The sequence below is a fragment of the Paenarthrobacter sp. NPDC089307 genome, from assembly GCF_040685055.1.
Taxonomy (GTDB): domain Bacteria; phylum Actinomycetota; class Actinomycetes; order Actinomycetales; family Micrococcaceae; genus Arthrobacter.
This window is the reverse complement of sequence record NZ_JBFBHE010000005.1, coordinates 63,299-78,586: the sequence shown is the minus strand read 5'-3', so window position 1 is coordinate 78,586 and position 15,288 is coordinate 63,299. Positions and strand designations below refer to the sequence as shown.

Annotated in this window: 13 protein-coding genes and 1 tRNA gene; 2 read left to right on the top strand and 12 right to left on the bottom strand. The window is 63.1% G+C overall.

Annotation, left to right across the window (positions count from 1 at the left end; translation table 11 throughout):
* Positions 1-147 precede the first annotated feature (147 nt).
* The 7 genes from AB0N72_RS13210 to AB0N72_RS13180 all read right to left on the bottom strand — a co-directional run bounded on the left by AB0N72_RS13210 (position 148) and on the right by AB0N72_RS13180 (position 8,375).
* Positions 148-834, bottom strand: a complete 687-nt coding sequence (locus tag AB0N72_RS13210; protein ID WP_363930832.1) for an N-acetylmannosamine-6-phosphate 2-epimerase — start codon at positions 832-834, stop codon at positions 148-150.
* Positions 835-842: 8 nt separating this feature from the next.
* Positions 843-1,814, bottom strand: a complete 972-nt coding sequence (locus AB0N72_RS13205; protein WP_363930831.1) for an ROK family protein — start codon at positions 1,812-1,814, stop codon at positions 843-845.
* Positions 1,815-1,820: 6 nt separating this feature from the next.
* The gene (locus AB0N72_RS13200) at positions 1,821-2,738 is read right to left on the bottom strand and encodes a dihydrodipicolinate synthase family protein (protein WP_363930830.1); all 918 of its coding nucleotides are present in this window, start codon (positions 2,736-2,738) and stop codon (positions 1,821-1,823) included.
* Positions 2,739-2,775: 37 nt separating this feature from the next.
* Positions 2,776-3,573 carry an ATP-binding cassette domain-containing protein gene (locus AB0N72_RS13195; RefSeq protein WP_363930829.1) on the bottom strand — a complete coding sequence of 266 codons (798 nt, stop codon included), beginning with the start codon at positions 3,571-3,573 and terminating at the stop codon, positions 2,776-2,778.
* Positions 3,570-5,681 (bottom strand): dipeptide/oligopeptide/nickel ABC transporter permease/ATP-binding protein, encoded by a 2,112-nt coding sequence (locus AB0N72_RS13190; RefSeq protein ID WP_363930828.1) that lies wholly within the window; start codon positions 5,679-5,681, stop codon positions 3,570-3,572. The genes AB0N72_RS13195 and AB0N72_RS13190 overlap by 4 nt, the downstream gene beginning before the upstream one ends.
* A gap of 3 nt (positions 5,682-5,684) precedes the next feature.
* The gene (locus tag AB0N72_RS13185; RefSeq protein ID WP_363930827.1) at positions 5,685-6,641 is read right to left on the bottom strand and encodes an ABC transporter permease; all 957 of its coding nucleotides are present in this window, start codon (positions 6,639-6,641) and stop codon (positions 5,685-5,687) included.
* Between the two features lie 96 nt (positions 6,642-6,737).
* Positions 6,738-8,375, bottom strand: a complete 1,638-nt coding sequence (locus AB0N72_RS13180; protein ID WP_363930826.1) for an ABC transporter substrate-binding protein — start codon at positions 8,373-8,375, stop codon at positions 6,738-6,740.
* A gap of 316 nt (positions 8,376-8,691) precedes the next feature.
* Here AB0N72_RS13180 and AB0N72_RS13175 point away from each other — a divergent pair, with 316 nt between their 5' ends.
* Complete coding sequence (locus AB0N72_RS13175; RefSeq protein ID WP_363930825.1) at positions 8,692-9,420, top strand: FadR/GntR family transcriptional regulator; 729 nt, start codon at positions 8,692-8,694, stop codon at positions 9,418-9,420.
* Between the two features lie 159 nt (positions 9,421-9,579).
* Here AB0N72_RS13175 and AB0N72_RS13170 read toward each other — a convergent pair.
* Positions 9,580-9,653: transfer RNA gene (locus tag AB0N72_RS13170), tRNA-Arg, on the bottom strand.
* A gap of 284 nt (positions 9,654-9,937) precedes the next feature.
* On the opposite strand from AB0N72_RS13170, the gene AB0N72_RS13165 reads away from it, so the two are divergent.
* Positions 9,938-11,764, top strand: a complete 1,827-nt coding sequence (locus AB0N72_RS13165; RefSeq protein ID WP_363930824.1) for a phosphoenolpyruvate carboxykinase (GTP) — start codon at positions 9,938-9,940, stop codon at positions 11,762-11,764.
* A 146-nt stretch (positions 11,765-11,910) separates the two neighbouring features.
* Here the strand turns inward: AB0N72_RS13165 and AB0N72_RS13160 are convergent, their stop codons facing one another.
* The 4 genes from AB0N72_RS13160 to AB0N72_RS13145 are packed head-to-tail and all read right to left on the bottom strand — an operon-like array spanning position 11,911 to position 15,196.
* Positions 11,911-12,378, bottom strand: coding sequence for an Rrf2 family transcriptional regulator (locus AB0N72_RS13160; RefSeq protein WP_363930823.1), 468 nt, complete (start codon positions 12,376-12,378; stop codon positions 11,911-11,913).
* Between the two features lie 22 nt (positions 12,379-12,400).
* The gene (locus AB0N72_RS13155) at positions 12,401-12,856 is read right to left on the bottom strand and encodes a hypothetical protein (protein WP_363930822.1); all 456 of its coding nucleotides are present in this window, start codon (positions 12,854-12,856) and stop codon (positions 12,401-12,403) included.
* Complete coding sequence (locus AB0N72_RS13150) at positions 12,853-13,767, bottom strand: hypothetical protein (RefSeq protein WP_363930821.1); 915 nt, start codon at positions 13,765-13,767, stop codon at positions 12,853-12,855. Before AB0N72_RS13150 ends, AB0N72_RS13155 begins: the two co-directional genes overlap by 4 nt.
* 10 nt (positions 13,768-13,777) lie before the next feature.
* Positions 13,778-15,196, bottom strand: coding sequence for a phosphomannomutase/phosphoglucomutase (locus tag AB0N72_RS13145; RefSeq protein WP_363930820.1), 1,419 nt, complete (start codon positions 15,194-15,196; stop codon positions 13,778-13,780).
* Between the last annotated feature and the right edge of the window lie 92 nt (positions 15,197-15,288).

Below are 15,288 nucleotides of genomic sequence, written 5' to 3'. Positions count from 1 at the left end.
GCTCGTGGTTGTGGGGCCTGCTCTGCAGGGTTCGGGCGGGTCTAGGGGTGCCGAGCGGGCCCCGCAACGCTCGCTCCTTGGTTGTGGGGCCCGCTCCGCAGGGTTTGTGTGGGTTTAGGGGTGCAGAGCGGGCCCCGCAACGCCGGGCTAGGCTTGCATCGCACCCTTGAACCAGCCCGTGATGGATGCCGGGTGGGTTATGGCCGTGCCGACAACCACTGCGAACGCGCCCGCGTCCAGGGCCTGACGGGCTTGGGCCGGGGTGTGGATACGCCCCTCCGCGATCAACGGCTTCCCCAAGTCAGCGGCCGCTATCAAGGTCAGCAGCTCCAGGTCCGGCCCGTCGGTTTTCGGGCGCTCGCCGGTGTAGCCGGACAAAGTGGTGCCGATCAGGTCCGCCCCGGACTCCACCGCGGAAACGGCGTCGTCCAAAGAACCACAATCGGCCATGACCAGGGCATGGGATTCGGCATGGATCCCCGCGACGGTCTCCGCAAGGGACAGCCCATCCGGCCGGGCCCGCCGCGTTCCATCGATCGCCACCACATGCGCACCCGCGTTCGCCACAGCCAGCGCGTGCCGAAGCGTGGGAGTGATGAAGACGCCATCGTGCCCGTCTTTCCACAGTCCAATAACAGGGACTTCGACGGCGGCGCGGGTGAACTGTACGTCGGCCAGCCCTTGCACCCTGACCGCCGCAGCCCCGCCGATCACCGCCGAAGCAGCCACCTGGCCGGTTGTCCGGGGATCACGCATCGGCTCGCCGGGGTAGGCCTGACAAGAGACGATGAGTTGCGAACGAAGGGCTTCCAAGCCATCGGGACCAAGGATCACGGATCTTCCTAACCAAGTACGAGTTTTGCGGCGCCAACTATGGCAGCCGTGTTGCCAAGAGTGGCCCGGACGACGGGCACAGAAACCTGCGGAGCAAGCAACTCCTGTTGCACGGCCGCCTCCATGGGCTTCCACCACAGCTCGCCGGCATCGGCAAGGCCACCGGAAACCACCACGGTTTCCGGGTCCAGGATGTTGATGAGGCCGCCTACAGCTTGCCCGGCCGCGCGCGCCCCGAGTTCGACGGCGGCGCGCGCGGCTGCGGCGGCGGGGCCGTCGTCGTCGGCGCTGGAAGCCAAACCGAACACGTCACGCGTGTCCGATGCATCCGCAGCGGAACCGCCAATGCGGAGAAATGACTCGTAAATCGCCGGTCCGGAAGCGACCGCCTCCACATGCCCGGCAGAACCGCAAACGCAGGGCAGGGGAGTGCCTTCAAAGGCAGCAAACGGGGAAGCGAAGTGCCCCACGTGCCCGCCAGCAAAGCGGTGGCCCAGGACAGGAACGCCGTCCAACACAAAGCTGCCACCGACTCCGGTGCCGAAGGCCACCATCAATGAGCTGGACGTTCCCGCGGCGGCGCCCAGCCATGCCTCCCCGAGGGCATGTGCATGGACATCGTTGACGGCCCGGATACTTGCAGCGGGGATCGAAAGCCGTGCGGACAACCCCGAAACGAGACCCGTCCCGGCCCAGCCACGAATGGCATCTGTGGCGGAAACTACCGTCCCGGCATCCGGATCGATGACCCCAGCGGAGCCGACACCGACGCCGGAAACGGGAATTCCGGCGTCGGCAGCGCGCTCCAGCAAGCGTGCGATCAGCGACGCGGTGGCGTCGAGGATCGCTTCGCCACCTTCCCTGTTCAACGTCGGAACGGTCTCCGAGATCAGCACCTCACCGGAAGGGGCCACAACCCCCGCGGCAGTCTTGGTGCCGCCGAGGTCAACGCCGATCACGTGGCTCGTGGAAGCGGTCATGGAGGTTTAGACCAGCCCGTTCCGCTCCAGGATTTCGCGAATCGCGGCCGTCTCATCGGAGTTCAGGGACAGCATCGGCAAGCTCATGGTATTGGACTCGATCACGCCCATTACCTGCAGCGCGGTCTTGAAGGCTCCCAGCCCAGCCGCACCGCCGGAGACGCGTCCGTTGGGGGCGTAGACGATCTCAAAAACGTCGGCCAGGCGGTCCTGCTCCCTTGCCGCGAGAGCCCAATCGCCCGCCTGTGCAGCGTCGAACAGACGGCGGTAGCCGGCCGGATCAACGTTGCCAAGGCCCGGAACAACGCCCTGCGCCCCGCCAAGGAGGGCACCGTCCACCACCACTTCGTGGCCGGTGAAGATGTCGAAGTTGGGAATATCCTTGGCCGCCAGAAGCAGTTGGCGGAAGGAAACGTCGTCACCCGAGGAATCCTTGACGCCGGCAATCACGCCGTCGCGCCCAAGCCGGACCAGGAGGTCGGTGGGCAGCTTGAAGTGGGTACGGACGGGAACGTCGTAGGCGAAGATCGGTATCTCGATGGCTTCGTGGATGCTGCGGAAATGCGTCTCTGTCTCCGCGGCATTGCCAATGGCGTAGTACATGGAGGTCACCACGATCGCGTCAGCGCCCAGGTCCACCACTTTTCGGGCTTCTTCGATCACGCGGTTGGTGGTCTGCTCGTTGGCGCCCACAATCAGCGGAACCGCGCCAGCGTTGGCGTCGGCGATGGTGGATACCACCAGCTCACGCTCATCATTGGTCAGGTAGGGAACTTCGCCGGAGGAGCCCAGGACGAAAAGGCCGGACACACCGCCGTCGATCAGGTGCTTGGTGACGTTCTTCAACGACGCGGTGTCGATGCTGCCGTTGGCGTGGCGAGGGGTGATGACCGGGGGAATGACGCCCTGGAATTGAGTGGACACAGAAATCTCCGTTGTTGGTAACTGGTGAAGGGGAAAACTAGATGTGGAGCAGGCTCGGCGCGGCGCCCAGCAGCTTCTTGGTGTAGTCGTTGCTCGGATTGTCGAAGACGTGCGCGGCAGTGCCTTGCTCGACGATCTTGCCGAAGTACATGACGCAGATCCGGTCCGAGACGTAGCGGACAGTTTGGATATCGTGGGAAATGAAGACCATGCCCAGGTTGAGCTGGGTTTTCAGGTCGGACAACAGGTTCAGGACCTGTGCCCGCACCGAAACGTCCAGGGCCGACGTCGGCTCGTCCGCCACGATGATGTCCGGGTCCAGGGCCAGTGCGCGGGCAATCGCCACGCGCTGGCGCTGGCCGCCGGAAACCTGCGACGGCGTCACTTCCGCCGCCGAGTGCGGCAAGCCAACCAGCGCCAACAGTTCCTTGACCTTGGCCGCACGCGTCGAGGCGTTGCCGATCCCGTGGATCTGAAGCGGATCGGTGAGGATGTCCTGAATGGTCATGCGTGGGTTCAAAGCCGTTGCCGGATCCTGGAAGACCACGGACACAGAGCGGCCGAACTGCTTTCGCATGGCCGCGTTCCGCTTGACGGCCGGCTTTCCGTGGAACAGGACACTGCCCGACGTCGGCGGCTGGAGTCCCACGAGCACTGACGCCAGGGTGGACTTGCCGCAGCCGGACTCACCAACGATGCCCACGGTTTCGCCGCGGTTGATGGTGAAGTCCACGCCGTCGACGGCTTTGACGATGTTCGGCCGGAACAATCCACCGGTCCGGGCGCGGTGGTAAACCTTGACGTCCTTGAGCTCAATCACAGGGTTGGTGCTCATTTCGCGTCCTCCTTCAAGTGGCTCGCCCAGTAGTGGTCGGCATCGTCACCGCTCGCCGATGCGACGGCTGTGAGGACCAGCTTTTGGTGGGGATCGGCGTCGGGCCGCACGGAGCGGGCCGCAAAGCGGTCCCCGGTGGCGAAGTCGCGAGGCGACGGGACGGTGCCCGGGATCTGGTGGAGTCGGGTCGCGTCGGCTTCGATGGAGAGGACCGCGCCGAGCAGGCCGCGGGTGTACTCGTGCTTCGGGTTCTGCAGGAGTTCGGAAGCCTGCGCGGATTCCACCACCTGGCCGGCGTACATCACCGTGATGCGGTGGGCCAGGGAAGCAACCAACGCGAGGTCGTGGCTGACGAACACCATGGCAAAGCCGAGTTGCTCGCGGAGTTCGTTCAGGAGGTCCACCACCTGCTTCTGGACGGTGACATCCAAAGCCGTGGTGGGCTCATCGGCCACAACGATCTTTGGCGACCGGGACAGGGCCATCGCGATCAGCACGCGTTGGCGCTGCCCTCCCGAGAGCTCGTGCGGGTAGCTGGCGAGCGTCCGGACAGGATCCAGCTTCACCATTTCCAACAGCTCTGCCGGGGTCTTGCGGCCCCCACGCTTGGTGAGTTGCTCCAGCTGTTCCTTGATTTTCATGGACGGATTCAGCGAGCTGAGGGCGTCCTGGTAGACCATGGCGATCTGCTTGCCGCGCAACCCTTCGTAGGCTTTGGCGTTGCTGTGCCGGGTCTTTGGGTCCAGCAGTTCTTTGCCATCGAAGATGATGGAGCCTGTCACCTGTGCGGTCTTGGGCAGGAGCCCCATGACAGCAAGCGAGGTGATCGACTTGCCGCATCCGGACTCACCCACCAAGCCCATGGTTTCGCCTTCGCGGACGGTGAAGGACACGTTGTCCACGATCGCGATGTCGCCGAACCGGCCAGGGAAACGGATGGACAGGTTCTTCACCTCAAGGACGTTGCGGGCCCCAGGGGAGACCTGCGGGAGACGGTCGGTGCGCTTTGCTTCGATCGAGGCGAGGAGTTCAAGCTCCTGGTCCAGGAGGAGATTCGGGTTGGTGGCGGCGGTACGCACGTCGGTGAGCAGGGCGGACTGGCCACGCTCCGAAGGGGCGTCACCACCGGAAGCCGCGCGAACGCCGTCGAGCTCGTGTTCCTCCACAACCGAAGGCTGGGCGACCGAGGTTCCCACCTCGGTGTCCACAGCCAGAACCGCGGTGGAACCGTCGTCGTCCTTCACAACCGTGGCGCGGCGGAGCTTCGGGTTGACCATTGCGTCGGTGAGGCCCTCGGCGAGGATGTTGAGGGAAAGCACGGTCAGCAGGATGGTCAAGCCGGCGAAGGTGGTGGCCCACCAACCGCCGGAGAGAACGAGGTTGCGGCCGTACGAAATGACGTTGCCCCAAGAGGGCGCGGGATCCTGCACGCCGGCGCCGAGGAAGGAAAGCGAGGCTTCGAGGATGATCGCATCGGCCACCATGACAGTGGCGAACACGAGTACGGGAGCGGCGGTGTTGCGGACGATGTGCTTGACCAGGATGTAGAAACGGCCGGCACCGATCACGCGCTCTGCACGGACGTAGTCTTCGCCGTACTGGGCCAGGACATTGGCACGGACAACGCGTGCCAGCTGCGGGGTGTAGATGATGGCGATCGCGATGATGATGGTGGGGACCGAGTTACCGAAAGCGGCCAGCAACACCGCGGCCAACGCGATGCCGGGGAATGCCATGAGGATGTCCATGAGCCGCATGATGATTTCGTTCACGGATTTGCTGGACGTCGCGGCGAAGGAGCCCAGGAGTGCACCGGCCAGAATGGCCAAGCCAACTGCACCGAGGCCGATCAGGAGCGAAGACTGCGCGCCGAACAGGAGGCGCGAGAAGATATCCCGGCCCAGGCGGTCGGTGCCCAAGAAGTGTTCGGCGCCCGGCGGAGTGGCCGGGATGAACGTCTCCAGCGGATCGTGCGGGGCAAGGACCGGGGCGAGAATGGCCGCGAGCACAATCATGATAAGGAAGAGCAGGGCGATGCGGGAGCCCCAGGGCAGGGCCTTGAAACGAATGCCCGGGGCACTTAGCCGTTCAGCGAGCTTGCTGCGCATGAGCTATACCGTCCTGATTCGGGGGTTGATGAGCAGGTAGAGAAGGTCCACCACGATGTTCACCAGAACGAAGGTGACCGAGATGGTGAGCACCACGCCCTGGACCAGGTTGACGTCCAGGTTGGTGATGCCGTTGAGGATCAGCTGGCCCATGCCAGGCAGGGCGAAAATCATTTCAATCACGACGGCGCCACCCAGCAAGTAGCCAACGCGGAGTCCCAGCACGGTCACCGGGGTGACGAGCGCATTGCGGAGAACGTTCTTGGAGACCACTTCGCGGTAGGGAACGCCGTTGCCGATGGCGGTGCGGACGTAGTCGCAGTCCAGTTCTTCCACCATGGAGGTGCGGACCACGCGGATCAGCGACGCGGACACGGGAATGCCAAGTGCCAAGGCCGGGAGGGCCATCGAGTTGAGCCAACCGCCAAAGCCGGACTCCGGCGTCGCAATACCGCCTGAGGGGAACATCGGGTTGCTGCCCAGTGCGAACCACTGGATCAGGAGGATGCCGAGCCAGAAGGACGGCGTGGCGATCGCGGCGATGGAAAAGACGCGGACCAATTGGTCCTGCCACTTGTCCCGGTACAAGGCGCCGAGGATGCCGAACGCCAGCGAAAGCACGATCGCGATGAGGACGCCCAAGAATGTGAGCTGCAACGTCAGGGGGAACGCCGAGCCGATCATGGACGCCACCGACTTGGCCGGTGGGGTGGTGGTGCCGAGGTCGAACTGCAGGAGCTTGCCGAGGAAACGGAAGTACTGCAGGACCAGGGGATCGTTGAGGCCATTGTCCTGGCGGTACTGCTGTTTCGCTTCTTCGCTGGCGCCATCGCCGAGGGCGGAGCTTGCCTGGTCGCCGGGAGCGGCCTGCAGGACGAGGAAGACGAGCAACGTGATGCCCAGGATCATCAATGGCAATGCTGCAAGCCTGCGGCCAAGCAGACGCAATATCGTGACCAATTTATTCTCCGGTTGCTTTCTGGTTGCGGGGCCCGCTCTGCGGGGTATTTCGGGTTTTTAGCCTGCAGTGCGGGCCTCGCAACGGTGGGGGACCGACTAGGCAGTTCGTCCGACGTCGATGAAGGACAGGCCTGTAGTGGGCAGCGGCTGGAAACCGTTGAGCTTCTTCTCGTCCCAGGCGCTGGGGAGCTGGCGGTGGAAGACGGGGTACAGGGGAACTTCGTCCGAGACCATGTCCACGATTTGGCCGACGATCTTCTTGGCCTCTGCGCCCGAGGCTTGGGAGCCCTTGTCCATGAGTTCCTGCAATGCGGCGCGCTCGGGAGTGGTCCAGAAGGCCCGCTTGTCCATCCAGGTGGCGCCGGAGTAGAACCAGCTCAGCAGCAGATCGGCGTCATTGCCAAAGACGGAGGGATCGCCGGGGGCTGCCACCACCGAGTAATCGCCCTTGCCAACGCGGTCGCTGTACAAAGCGCCGGACTGGAGGCTCTTGACGGTGACCTTGACCCCGGGGATCTTGTTCCAGGATTCGAGGATCAGGGGTGCCACATCCTTGACCCAGGCCGTATCCGTGGTGAGCAGTTCAAACTCGAGGTTCGTCACGCCGGCCTGCTTCAGCAAGTCTGCGGCCTTGTTCGTGTCAAAACCGTAGACATTCTTGGCCTTGACGTAGTCCGGGTGGCCTTCCTGGAAGTAGGAAGTAGCAGCCTTGGCGTTGCCGAACAGTGCCTTCTTGATGATGGCTTCCTTGTCCAGGCCGTAGTGGAGGGCCTGGCGTACCAGCTTGTTGTTGAACGGGGCCTTGGCACAGTTGAACATGAGGAACAACAGGCCGAACGATTGGACGGACTCCACTTTGACCTTGGATTTCAGGCCGTCAACGTCGAGGTAGGGAACGTCCTCGATGGCCTGGACACGGCCGGATTGGACGGCGGTGACACGAGCGGCTGCGTCTGAAAGGAGCAACCAGGTCATGCCCTTGGCAAGCGCCTGCTTCGGGCCGTTGTAATCGGCGAACGCCTCGAAGACGATCTTGTCGTCCTTGACCGCGGAGATGAGCTTGTAGGGACCTGAACCGACAGGGCTGGCATCGAAAGTCTTCATATCGGTAGCAAGGGCCTTCGGCACGATCTTCACAACGGAGATGCGGGGTCCGAAGCCGGGGAACGCGTACTTGAGCGTGAATTCGACAGTCTTGGCATCCAGCGGCTTCACGTCTTGGATGAAGGGGATGAACTGGGAAAACAGGGATTTGTTTGCCGGGTCCATAACGCGGGTGAAGGAGAAGGCAACGTCCTCGGCCGTGACGGGGGCGCCGTTGTGGAACGTGGCGCCTTCCCGGATGGTCACCTGGTAGGTGGTCTCGTTGATCTTCTTGGGATCGGCCGCGGCCAAGGCGTTGTACGGCTGACGAGTAGCCGGGTGAAGCTCGATGAGGCCTTCGAAGATGTGCAGGTTTGCTGCCATCGGGGTGGCACCCGAGGAGCTCAGGGGATCAAAGCCGGTGGACAGTGCGTAGGAAATGCCGGCCTCGATGGTGAGGTCCTTGTTCACCGCGGCGGTGTTGGTCGCGTTACCCGTAGTGGTGCTGGCAGCGCCGCCGCACGCAGAGAGTGTTGCCGTGAAGGCGGCTGCTGCACCAACTGCGCCGCTTAGCTTCAGGAAGTTCCGGCGGCTGGCGTCGTTGACCAGCGGCAGGCTTTGAATCGTCTTGCTCATAGGGTGCCTCACCATTCGCGTTTCGTGGGTTATCGGATGTAGGACGTCCGATGCTCGTATGGAAACTGTAAGGGCGGTCACAACGGAACGTCAAGTGAGATGTTGGGGGCTGTGGCGCACTCCGCGCGCCTGCGGCTTGCCGGCTGCGGCCGGTCCATAAGGGCAATTCCGGGCCGTCCCAAGAAATCCCCATAGATAGCTATGAAGGAGGTGGGACATCCGATATTGTATGTTGCGAGTAACTCATCCTGCGGCGGGCGCTAAGCTCGCCTCAATATTAACACCGCACCGCCTCACATCCATGGGACAGGTGCATCGGCAAGGAGAAGCCATGACAACTTCCGGTGTGGTCCCGCAGGCGCGGTTCAGCGCACAGGCCCGGCTGCGTGCATTGCAGTCGGACATTATGGAATTGATCCTGGAGCGTGAGCTCGAGGCCGGCGATCCCTTGCCCACGGAAAGTGAACTATCGGTCGCCTTGGGCGTGGGGCGCAACACCCTCCGTGAGTCACTGAAGGTGCTTCAGGCCTTGGGTGTCATCGAAATCCGCCACGGCTTCGGCATGTTCGTGGCACCCAGCAACTTTGACGCGCTCGCCGACGGCCTGACCTTCCGCGGCAGGCTTTCACTCCGGCACCAGGGGCTGGAGGCGCTGCAGTTGGTTGACGTCCGCCAGGCCCTGGAGTCCGGGCTTATCGGTTCTTCCATGGACGTAATGTCGCCCGAACAATTGGCGTCCATCGAGGAGTCGGTCAAGCAGATGGAAGAACTGGCCGCGGCTGGAGAGAACTTCGTCGCCGCCGATGCCGAGTTCCACCGCCGCCTGTTCGAACCCCTCAACAACGAGCTCCTTATCAACCTCATGGGCGTCTTCTGGAAGGTGTACCGGAAGATCCATGTGGAGATCGGCGCCGGAAACGAGGACCTGGTCAAGACAGCCGCGGCCCATCGCGACATTTACGCAGCCGTGGCCGCCGGAGACAAGGTGGCAGCCGCGGAGCTGCTCAACCGGCACTTCGACGGCATCCGCCGCCGCATCAGCGAGGCCGTTGGCGAGTAACGCGCATAACGCAAGGGCCGCCGTCGTACTTTCAACAGAAGTTCGACGGCGGCCCTTGCCGTTTCTGCGTGCGGGTCACCTTGCGCCGTCCGCACCTAGTTGGGTGGGTCCGGGTAAAAAAAAGACCCGCACCGGCGAACCGGTGCGGGTCTTCATCTGTGCGCCCAAAGGGATTCGAACCCCTGACCTTCTGTTCCGTAGACAGACGCTCTATCCAGCTGAGCTATGGGCGCATTTCGTGTGATTCTCGGCGGTCTGTTTCTCTGACCCCCTCGAACCTCAATAAACTTTACAGAAGTTCATGTGAAGTTCCAAATCGAGAAGCTGTAATCTGCGCAACTAGACCGGTCTACGTGACCTTAGTCACTTAAATCAGCGAGTTCACGATCAAGAACCTTGATTTCTAGGCGTTTTTACTTTTCGGGCAGGTGGATGTCCGATGTCTGACAACGGAATGGTCTGGTCCGCGGCCCCTATCGTTTAGGACACACCACTGAACCCGAGGAAGGGAACCGCAATGGGCGATCTGGCGCGACTGCCGCTGCTTGAGAAGGCACCTACTACGCATGCACGCCTCCTGGCCTGGGTTGAGGAAGTTGCCGAGCTGACCCAGCCGGACCGCATCCACTGGGTTGACGGCAGCGAAGCAGAAAACAAGAAGCTCACCGACGAACTCGTCGAGGCCGGCACGCTGAAGCGACTCAACCCGGAAACGTTCCCGAATTCCTTCGCGGCATTCTCGGACCCCGCAGACGTTGCCCGTGTGGAAGAGCAGACCTTCATCTGCTCCGAGAACGAGCGCGACGCAGGCTTCACCAACAACTGGATGGCCCCGGCCGAGATGAAGCAGAAGCTGCGCGGCCTGTTCGCCGGATCCATGCGCGGCCGCACGATGTACGTCATCCCCTTCGTCATGGGCCACCTTGACGCAGAAGACCCCAAGTTCGGCGTTGAGATCACTGACTCCGCCTACGTCGTTGCCTCCATGCGCATCATGGCCCGCATCGGTACCGACGTCCTTGACCGCATCACCCAGACGGACGCCTTCTTCGTACCCGCCCTCCACTCACTGGGCGCCCCGCTGGAAGCCGGCCAGGCCGACGTCGCCTGGCCCTGCAACCCGGACAAGTGGATCGTCCACTTCCCCGAAGAGCGTTCCATCTGGTCCTTCGGCTCCGGCTACGGCGGCAACGCCCTGCTCGGCAAGAAGTGCTACGCGCTGCGAATTGCTTCGGTCATGGCCCGTGATGAGGGTTGGCTCGCCGAGCACATGCTCATCCTCAAGCTGACTTCCCCGGAGCAGAAAACCTACTACGTCTCAGCTGCCTTCCCGTCTGCGTGCGGCAAGACCAACCTGGCGCTGCTCGACCCCACCATCAAGGGCTGGAAGGTCGAGACACTGGGCGACGACATCACCTGGATGCGATTCGGCAAGGAAGGCGAACTCCGTGCCGTGAACCCCGAAGCCGGCCTGTTCGGCGTCGCGCCCGGCACCGGCTGGGGCACCAACCCCAACGCCATGCGTGCCATCGCCAAGGGAAACAGCATCTTCACCAACGTCGCCCTGACCGACGACGGCGGCGTGTGGTGGGAAGGCATGACGGAGGATACTCCGGCACACCTGACCGACTGGCGCGGCGAGTCCTGGACCCCGGACTCCGACGCCCCGGCCGCACACCCCAACTCCCGATTCTGCACGCCGATCGACCAGATCGACATGCTGGCCGAGGAATACTTCAGCCCGGAGGGTGTGGAGCTGTCCGCCATCCTGTTCGGTGGCCGCCGCAAGACCACCATCCCCTTGGTGACCGAAGCCCGCAGCTGGTCCAACGGTATCTTCATGGGATCCACGCTGTCCTCGGAAACCACGGCAGCTGCCGCCGGTGCCGTCGGTGTTGTCCGCCGCGACCCCATGGCCATGCTGCCGTTCATCGGCTACGACGCCGGTGACTACCTGAACCACTGGGTAAACCTGTCCGCCAAGGCCAACCCGGACCGACTGCCCAAGATCTTCCTGGTCAACTGGTTCCGCCGCACGGCTGAGGGCGGCTTCGCCTGGCCTGGCTTCGGAGACAACGCCCGTGTGCTCAAGTGGGCCATCGAGCGCCTTGAAGGCAAAGCGGATGCAGTGGAGACTCCGATCGGCTTCGTTCCGACCGGTGAATCCATCGACCTTGAAGGCCTGGACATGACCCCGGCCGAGGTCGAGGCCGCGGTCCGCGTCGACGCCGACGAGTGGGCAACCGAACTGGCATCCATCGAGGAATGGTTCGCGAACTTCGGCGAATCGCTCCCGGAGGCACTCCAGTCCGAGCTGGACGGGCTCAAGACCCGTCTGGGCTAGACCTCTTAGGAACAACGGCGTTCTTAAGTGAACGACGACGGCCCGTCACCTTTCGTTGGAAAGGTGACGGGCCGTCGTCGTTCCTTGCTTTGGTTGGTTTGCGATCAGCTTCTGCGAGTTCGGCGTGCCGCTACAGTGCCGGACCGCTACAGTGCTGCAGGCATCCGTATCTCGGGCCGAAGCCCAATGGACTGGAAGACCGGATTCATCTGCCGAGCGTGGGGGAGCGATGCGATGACCACGCTGTCCAACTCCCGGTAGAAAGCCTCCCGCGCGCGGGTCATGGCGTGGCGGAGTCCGCATTCGGTGATCAGGGGGCAGTTCTTGGTGGGCGACTGACACTCCGCGGGATCCTGACGGCTGTCAAGATGGCGAAGGACCTGGCCAACGGTCGCCTTCCGTCCGGCTTCGTTCAGACGTGAACCACCGAGCCGTCCACGTTCGACATCAATGAGTCCCAGCGCGCGCAGGCGGACCATCGCCTTGCTGACGTGGTTGTACGGGGTTCCCACTGCGTCTGCCACTGCCTGGGTGGTCAGCAGCGTACCCTCAGGAGCCGCGGCCAACACCATGATGGCCCGAAGGCTCACATCTGCGAAGGCGTTGATTTTCATGGCTTCAGTTTAGGTGGTCGGTCTAGTCCACCCAGATGGATGGCTCGTTGGTATCCGGCTCCATGGCGGCAAAGGAGAAGCCGTCGGCTCCTGGAACGTAGGGAATGATGGCGGCCCGGACAGCGCCGTTACGGTGTTCCGCGGCGCCATGTATGCCGTCGGAACCGTGCTCCGGAAGGCTGACATCGCTGATGATGGCTACAGCGCGGAAATCGTCACGGCCTTGGCGCAGCAACTCGTGGAGATCTGACAGCATCTGGCCGGCGTCAACTTGGCCGTCCTCGTCGGGTTCGCCGGGTGTCACCATCACAATCCGGAGTTCGCCGTCGTTCGCGAGCGTTATGCCGAAGGGAAAGAAGCCGCCATTTTGCTGGAGATGTTCCTGGGCGGTTCCGAGCCCGGTCCCCAGGGCCTCCCGGAGCTCGCGGTCCTGGACCGACTCTTCCGGCACGAGGTTGTTTGAAGGTTCTTCGCTCATGCCGACCACACCTGTGCCTGGGCGGGAACCACCGCTGACTCTCCGAAGGCGACGGTGCCCGATTGCCCATCAAGCTCGTAAGGCTTCAGGATGTGCATTGAGAGCCCTTCGGCGTGTTCGATGTGCAGCCTCACTGCGTCTACGACCTCGCCCTCTTCGACCTGGACCCGCACGTCGGCCAGGATGCAGGTACCACGCAGCGAGTCCTTGTTTTGACGGAATCCCTCGGTCATCAGCTGGACGGATTCGGCGGAATCCATTTCGTGATCCTCGTTGGGCTCCTGGTAAGCCATGTGATGCCCTACTTCGCCTTCGAGGTCGGTGCTGATGCCGTACGGGGCCAAGGCGCCGTGTCTCGACAGCTGATCCTGCGCGAAAGGTACAGCGGCTCCGACCAGCTGGAACACATCCTGGATGGCCTGCTCGGAGAGCCCTTCGTGCCACCACTCGTCAGCTGGTGATGGCGTTTCCCCGTTCCAGACGTGGGCTTCCTGGGCCTCGGTCCGGGGTTCGCTGAAGGTGGGATGCTTCAGGAACTTCTTGCGGGTGAAGTCCACGCGGATGAGCTGGCTTATGCCGCTTCGGTGTTCGGCCCAGAGGTGGAGCGTGTCCTCGGTCTTGTTGGACTGCGGATCCAGCACCGCCACGATCGCCAGGAGGTTTTCGGCATGGCCGGAGAACAGATCGATGGTCAGCTTCACGGACAGCACCGGGTCCGGAGGCATGGTCGCCCCGATCTCCTGGGGGACCTCGCCGCGGTGTATGGTGCCCTCGCCGTCGAGCATGAAGACGAACGGGGCGAAGCTCTTGTTGATCACCAACTGGGCGTCGGCCAGTTTGAGGGCCTCAGCCACGACGGCAGCCAATTCGGATTCGGGCGAGGTCCGTGCCTCGGGCGGAAGCTGCGTCATGGCTGTAAGCCTAGCCCCGGACCAGCGCCAGGACGCGGTCGCGGATCTTTTCCATGGTGGGCTGGTCCTTGGCCTCGGCGTTCAACCGCAGGAAGGGCTCGGTGTTGGAGGGGCGCAGGTTGAACCACCAGCTGCCGTCCTTGGCCGTGAAGGTGCTGCCGTCCATGTGGTCGATGTCGATGTCTTCGGTTTCAAAGTCCACACGGACTCGCTCCACGGCGCCGGCTTTGTCCTCGATCTCGGAGTTGATCTCACCCGAGGAAACGTAGGGTTCGTACTGGCGGCCGAGCTCCGAGAGCGGGCCGTCCTGCTCACCGAGGGCCGCGAGGACGTGCATGGCGGCCAGCATTCCGGTGTCAGCGTTCCAGAAATCGCGGAAGTAGAAGTGCGCGGAGTGCTCGCCTCCGAAAACTGCGCCTTCCTCGGCCATGACCGCCTTGATGAAGGAGTGGCCCACACGGGTCCTCACGGCGCGCCCGCCGTCTTTGGCAACGAGCTCGGGCACGGCCTTGGACGTGAGGAGGTTGTGGATGATTACCGGAGTTTCTTCCCCTGCGGCCCGAGCCCGCGCGATTTCGCGGCGGGCAACCATGCCGGTGATGGCCGACGGCGAGACAGGCTCGCCCTTTTCGTCGATCACGAAGCAGCGGTCGGCGTCGCCGTCGAAAGCGAGGCCGATGTCTGCGCCATGCTTGACCACTGCCGCCTGAAGATCGCGAAGGTTCTCCGGTTCCAGCGGGTTGGCAGGGTGGTTCGGGAAAGAGCCGTCCAACTCGAAATAGAGCGGGATGATCTCGAACGGCAGGGCCGGGAGCAATTTGTCTCCGAGGACTGCCGGAGTTGTCAGGCCAGCCATGCCGTTGCCGGCGTCGACAACGATTTTCAACGGACGGGAACCCGAGAGGTCCACGAGTTTACGCAGGTACTCGGAGTAGTCCTTCAAAACATCGTGGACTCCGATCTCGCCGCGCGTGGCTGCGGACGGGATCGTCCCGGTGTTAAGGTACTGCTCCGCAAGGGCCTGGATTTCCTTCAGGCCGCTCTCTGACGAGATGGGCTGGGCGCCGGCCTTGGCCATCTTGATGCCGTTGTACTCAGCGGGGTTGTGGCTGGCGGTGAAAGTGGCGCCGGCAGCGTTCAGTGCGCCGCACGCGTAATAGAGCTCATCGGTGGAGATCAGGTCCAGGAGCTGCACATTGGCGCCCCGGGTTGCGGCGCCGTTGGCGAAGGCCTGGCTGAACTCCGGTGACGAGGGACGCATGTCCCCACCAACGAGGACAGTTTCGCCCTCAAGGCCCAGAACGTCGATGAAGGCAGCGCCGACTGCCTCGACGATTTCAGCCGTGATGGATTCACCTACGATGCCCCGGACGTCGTACGCCTTAAAGGACGCCGAGAGGTCGAATGTCTTGTTCTGCTCGCTAGTCACGGGCTCAATCCTACTGTGGCTACCCTGCGCAGCATGAACCGGCTGATCCCTTATGTGGATAGTCGTTATCCACACCGCTGTTATCCACATAG